Here is a 5,443-nt window from a genome sequence, read left to right on the forward strand (position 1 = left end):
AGATATTATTAAATATTTTGCAAGATTTAGTCACCCAAATGTTGTTTGAAGTATAAGTTGGCATAAGAGCATACGCTTTTACTGAGCTACAGCACCGTAAGTGAAGTATAACTTGGCATAAAATTGAAGTAATATATGACATAAAGTTACCGAATTAAGCTCAAGCATCGAGATTAATAAAGTAAAGCATACTGGCTTGCGATGTGTCATTTTGAGCTGTAATAAATTTCACTAGAGAGTCAGACATCAAGCGTAGATATTTTTAAACAAAAGTAGGAGTAAATTCATGTTTAATGAGAGCGTACGTTATTAATTAAAGGGTCGTTTTAGACCCTTTAATTGAAGCCAAAATATAATTACGCTTCGAAATTAATTTCTATTTAGAGCAACAAATGCAAGCTTTGAGCGGTATACTCTCATGCTGTGATCAGTACCAAATTTCTTCCAAGTAAACTGTTTTCTCATCCAACCTTTCAGCCGATACCAAATATCTACGTGAGTTAACAAGCGAGCTTTATAATACTCTCCAGGCTTAACATTGGTTAGAAAGCGCATATCGCCACCATGAATATATTGACCAAACTTTTCGCGAAGACCAGACTTTAGCTTATCTCCTATGGCGGGAATAAACCCTAAAAACCAAGAGGTAGTTGTGATAAAAACATCTGCGGGCGGGACCATAGTTACACCATCTGACGAATTTACAATTCTATAGATAGGTGTTTTCATTGTCATAAGCCAATGATCATCTGATACTCTAGGAGAGCCAAATGTATAACACGCTGCATTACCTCCTTTGTGGTTAATCCTCTTTGCAGCTATTGTTGCAAGCGCCCCACCAAGTGAATGACCTGTAATAAAAAGAGGTAACTCTTTGAATTGCTCAAGTGATTTATTAATATCCATCTCAATGAGGTTGTAAGCATCATGGAAGCCAGAATGCACCCTTCCTTCAGTCACACACCTCGTCAAAACAGCATTTGCATCCGATTTTATATCTTTTAATTCAGTTGGCTCAGTACCACGAAAAGATAGCACAACAAATTCATTAGTTTTAATTAAAACTGCTTGGCTTCCTTGAGCATTAAAAGTTGATACAAGCTCAGCATCTATAAGTTTTAGCTGATTTTCGAGTAAGATTTTTTCTTCATTGTGATCATAAGTAAACTTATCAACAGCTAATTGGATTGCACCTTTTAGAAGAGTGTCGCTATTTTTACTTGAAGAAAAAATCTTTTCTAGTTTAAGTCTGAGAACATCATTAATAACTGGAGGGTTAAATCTAACATAGGCCAGCTCAGCAAAACATGCCATTAACCATGCTGTTCTATCACTATAGGCCCTACGGTACATAGGCACTGTTTTACTTAATAAGCTTTTAGCTTGTTCTAATTCGTCAGTAGTACTTATCATTAGTTTTGACATTATCTCAATTCCTATTAATTTCTAAATAAAACTTGGTACAACTTGTTTTAAACTGTAATTAGAACAAGACTGCTGCTGTCTAAGAGTGTTTATAGGCTAAACTTAACCTTCTATTTTTGATTCACTTAAGCAAATTTTTGTAAAAGGGATAAAATCACACCGCCCAACTCTTCAGATTTAGCAACGATATTATTAATCTTCTCGTTTCTATTTTGCGAAGATTTAACTATTTTCATTAATTCGGTAAGTTTTTTTACATCTGCTGAGCTAGGAAATAACTCCTTAACTTCTTCATCAGTCATTCGAGTAATTGAAGAAATACTTGATGCTAATTTTTCATCTGTAGCCTCAGCAGAATTTTCGATTATTAAATCGATCTCACTATCAAATTCATCCCAATTTATCGTCATTTTAATCTCTCCCCTTAATTAAATAGAATCTCGTATTTCTCGGACTTTACCTAAAAATTTTTGTGAACGTTCTGATTTATCTTCCAAAATATCTTTCTTTTCAATAAGAACAGAAACCGCATCATCTGTTTCGTCAATCAACCTTCCTATGCTCGCATCGGTTGTATTAACAATTTCTAAGTATCGATTCCTATTATCTGCGACCTTAGATGCGGATAATAAAAAACTAGTAATACTATTATTGATCGCTCTAGCCTGCGTATATTCCTCTCTAATTTTTAACTCGATACGTCTTTCAAGGGCATCAAGGGGCTGAATTAGCTCTAGTCTTTTTTCATTGATTTTCTTTATAAGTCTTGGGCCAGTTTTTACTAAAAACAGTAATCTTTGCTTTTTATCATCTTCACTAACAATCGTTTCCCAAGCATCAGAAATTGTTTTATTGGAAAAGAAATGATTTGCAAATTCAGGAACCCACTCTTCCTCTATAAACTTATCCACTTCTTTTCGCTTCTGATCAAAGAATCGATTTAAAAGTGTGATATTTGATTCTTCAATTGCAGCAATTCGCTTACCTAACTCAACTGATAATTCTGGAGCTTCTGAAGGAATTGATACACACCCCATGACTGCAATAAGTACAGATAATGTTGTTACTTTAATTATTTTAAGCATCTTGCAACTCTCTTCTTTTTTATTCTCAATCGTATTTAAGGTAAATTTAAACTGATTTAATTTACTTCCAATTATAGAATTACATCTCGACCACCAACCAAAAACATAAATAACAACAGGTAATAAATTAAAATAAATGTTCTTTTCGCTCAGGAGCCATTAATCCTAAACTCCACTTAGCAATAGGGGATCTTTTATCCCACCATTCACATTGTCTTCTGTAGAGCATATCAGCAATAAACTCTGCAATTTGAGGATCAGTTTTACCAGGTAGTAAATTTTCGTTTTTGATCGCTACAAAGAGAGATTCTGCATATTTTTGACGACTTTTTATGTCCGATTTGCGAGTTAGAATAGACATCACGGGATTTAAAATAAAAATCATCAGAATAAACATTACTAAACAGAAACAAACTAAAGCTCCTATGAATATCAATAATGATTTCTTACTTATAGTCTCTTGATATGGGCTATTATTTATATCGAAATCCCTTATTCCAACTCCTTTAGCAAAAGCTCTAATGCTTGGTTCCTCTGTACCTTCAAATAAAATTCTAAGTTGAATACCGTAGTCTGATTTTTCAGTCCGATTGATGGCTGAAACTTTGAAGGAGAAATTAAACGAGTTACCATCAAATTCCATTTTTTTGGCTCTTTAACGAGGTCATTTACATCACCATGCCCCACAACTGAATAAGCTAACACCTTAAAATTAGATAGTTTTTTAGGTGTTAATTTAAAATTTATGGGAATATCCAAGTAATCTTTAGCCGTATAGTTAAGTAGTGAGATTTTCAATAAACCAATCTTTTCTTTTTCTATTCTATTCACAGTGAGAATTATATCATCGGAAGGGAATTTAGGTTTTGAGAAGTAATTATCGTCATAGTCTTTGTGTAAATCTAACTTTGATATTGCTAGGCTCTCAGAATAAAAGTAGTAACTACCTGCAAACGTAAATAATGCACTCAATGCTGCGACTAATATATTTTTCCACATCTTTTCATATATTCCTGATTTAAATAAATAGCTCTAAAGCGATAGTGCTCTCTCGTATCATCAATACTATTAACCTCAGTACTCACTACTGACCTGATGAGTCAATCCAGCTATGACTTAAACAAATCGTTAGAATTCTGTAATTAAGGCGTGGTCAAAACACAACCACAAACAGTGTAATTTATAAACTACAGTATCATTATGATTCGGTCAATGTATTTTTGTGGTTTGTTTTTTGTTCTTTAAAGGTTCATATTGAATCTCAATGTTGTACCATTGATTACTCTGTGATATTTGTAGGGGAACACAAATATTGGAGTCATTTTAGTATGATTAGCCTCAAGCACTTACCAGCCGCACAAGTTTCAAGATTAACTTATATAGAATTTTGTTTAAGATTTTTAGGTAGTTTTTCTCGAGCGGATCTTGTTAAGAAATTTGGAGTAGGAACAGCTGCTGCAAGTAGAGATATAGCGGAGTATAAGAAGCTAATGCCTAATAATATCTCGGATACATCAAGCCCTAAAAGTTATGTACTTAGCGATAGTTGGCAGCCACTGTTTAAATTTAAATCCTCTGAAGTCTTAGCTCAACTAACTGGTAAAGAAATCCAAAGCTTCACCCATTCATATGTTTCAAATGAAACCCTTGATATCATTGACGAGCCGGATCTTAGGATTGTTACTGAAATAACAAAAGCAATTCTTTCGCAAAGAGCTTTAGAAGCCGAATACTTTTCCAATTCTAGCGGCTCTAGTACCAAAAACTTAGTTCCACATTCATATATGTATAATGGTTCAAGATGGCATGTGCGAGCATTTGATAGATGTAAAAATAGGTTTGGGGACTTTGTTATATCTCGGTTTCTCGGCGCAAAGATAATTGAAAAAGAGACACCTAATAAGCTTGAACTTAAAACGGAAGATATTCAATGGAACAGACAAATTGATCTTGAAATAATTCCTCACCCTAGCTTGGAAGACACTCGAGGTGTAACAAATGAATTCAATATGATCAACGGTGTATTAAAGAAGAGGATTAGAGCTTCATCAGCCGGGTATTTTTTAAAAAACCTCTACGTCGATTGTGCGAGAATTCCAACAGCAGACAAATATTTTCGATTAAGGTTAAAAAACAGGCTCTCTTTATATGGAGTCGGAGGACTAAACATGGCTCCATACTTCGATGGATTTGAAGAAGAATAGTTGTATTTATAAGCAACTTAATAATATTATTAGAAGATGACACCTACTTATACTTTAGAGTTTAATATGGCTAAAACAATAAAAGCCAGCAACACCATAGATAAATCGGCGAATTTCGATTGCGAAAATGTAAAAGCTGCATTAAATGGTCGGCTGTCCGTAGATGATCTCAGCGCAGCTGAACAAGCTGTATTTATGGATAATTTTGATGAAGCTATAAGCTCTAATTTAGAACAGGGTTTTTCTAAGCATTTTGAAAAACTGAGCAGTAGCGAAAAACTTTATGGGTTGGATGATAAGGATAAAATTATCTGTGATGACAAAAAATAGCTCAAGGATGGATAAACACAAGTAGCACATACCTTAATTAAAGTTAAATAAAAAGAGCTCAGCGTTTGCTGGGCTCTTTTTATTTAGCCTCTGCCTTTTCGGCAGTTAAAAGTCACAATTTGTGGTTGTTCAATTCCTGGCCTAACTTCAGCTGCCTACTCGGCAGTTCACTCTTATCTGATATCCTTGAGGATATCCCCGTTATTTCCAGCTGCCTACTCGGCAGTTCACTATTAAAAATAGTTTAAACTTCTATAAATACCAAACTGTTAAACGAATTTAAATTATTTACCCTTATTTTTTATTAATCTGATAACTCATTGAAAGTGAGAAGAGTATTTTATGACTACTGAAAAAGGGTATTCAAAGAGGGAACCGTGCCTTGAAATGTTTGATTTG

At 34.1% G+C, this 5,443-nt stretch carries 6 protein-coding genes; 2 read left to right on the plus strand and 4 right to left on the minus strand.

The window, feature by feature from the left end:
* Positions 1 to 369: 369 nt before the first annotated feature.
* The 4 genes from P20652_RS15190 to P20652_RS20165 form a co-directional block, all read right to left on the minus strand.
* Complete coding sequence (locus P20652_RS15190; protein WP_008166097.1) at positions 370 to 1,425, minus strand: DUF2974 domain-containing protein; 1,056 nt, start codon at positions 1,423 to 1,425, stop codon at positions 370 to 372.
* Between the two features lie 125 nt (positions 1,426 to 1,550).
* Positions 1,551 to 1,835: a hypothetical protein gene (locus tag P20652_RS15185; RefSeq protein WP_008166098.1), complete on the minus strand. Its 285-nt coding sequence runs from the start codon at positions 1,833 to 1,835 to the stop codon at positions 1,551 to 1,553.
* Positions 1,836 to 1,853: 18 nt separating this feature from the next.
* Positions 1,854 to 2,510: a hypothetical protein gene (locus tag P20652_RS15180; protein ID WP_008166100.1), complete on the minus strand. Its 657-nt coding sequence runs from the start codon at positions 2,508 to 2,510 to the stop codon at positions 1,854 to 1,856.
* 127 nt (positions 2,511 to 2,637) lie between these two features.
* Entirely contained in the window at positions 2,638 to 3,153 is a 516-nt protein-coding gene (locus tag P20652_RS20165) for an ATP synthase F0 subunit B (protein WP_139048198.1), read from the minus strand.
* Between the two features lie 685 nt (positions 3,154 to 3,838).
* On the opposite strand from P20652_RS20165, the gene P20652_RS15175 reads away from it, so the two are divergent.
* Together P20652_RS15175 and P20652_RS15170 are read left to right on the plus strand one after the other, a co-directional pair.
* Complete coding sequence (locus P20652_RS15175; protein ID WP_008166102.1) at positions 3,839 to 4,714, plus strand: WYL domain-containing protein; 876 nt, start codon at positions 3,839 to 3,841, stop codon at positions 4,712 to 4,714.
* Positions 4,715 to 4,780: 66 nt separating this feature from the next.
* On the plus strand, positions 4,781 to 5,044 hold the full coding sequence (locus P20652_RS15170; RefSeq protein ID WP_237707091.1) for a hypothetical protein: 264 nt from the start codon (positions 4,781 to 4,783) through the stop codon (positions 5,042 to 5,044).
* The last annotated feature ends 399 nt before the right edge of the window (positions 5,045 to 5,443 follow it).

Origin of the sequence: Pseudoalteromonas sp. BSi20652, from assembly GCF_000239855.1 — a bacterium.
Taxonomy (GTDB): Bacteria; Pseudomonadota; Gammaproteobacteria; order Enterobacterales; family Alteromonadaceae; genus Pseudoalteromonas.

Bases quoted from the DNA above. Each gene is read 5' to 3' on its own strand.
- P20652_RS15185 (WP_008166098.1), bottom strand. From the start codon at position 1,835: ATGACGATAAATTGGGATGAATTTGATAGTGAGATCGATTTAATAATC.
- P20652_RS15180 (WP_008166100.1), bottom strand. From the start codon at position 2,510: ATGCTTAAAATAATTAAAGTAACAACATTATCTGTACTTATTGCAGTC.
- P20652_RS15170 (WP_237707091.1), top strand. From the start codon at position 4,781: ATGGCTAAAACAATAAAAGCCAGCAACACCATAGATAAATCGGCGAAT.
- P20652_RS20165 (WP_139048198.1), bottom strand. From the start codon at position 3,153: ATGGAATTTGATGGTAACTCGTTTAATTTCTCCTTCAAAGTTTCAGCC.
- P20652_RS15175 (WP_008166102.1), top strand. From the start codon at position 3,839: ATGATTAGCCTCAAGCACTTACCAGCCGCACAAGTTTCAAGATTAACT.
- P20652_RS15190 (WP_008166097.1), bottom strand. From the start codon at position 1,425: ATGTCAAAACTAATGATAAGTACTACTGACGAATTAGAACAAGCTAAA.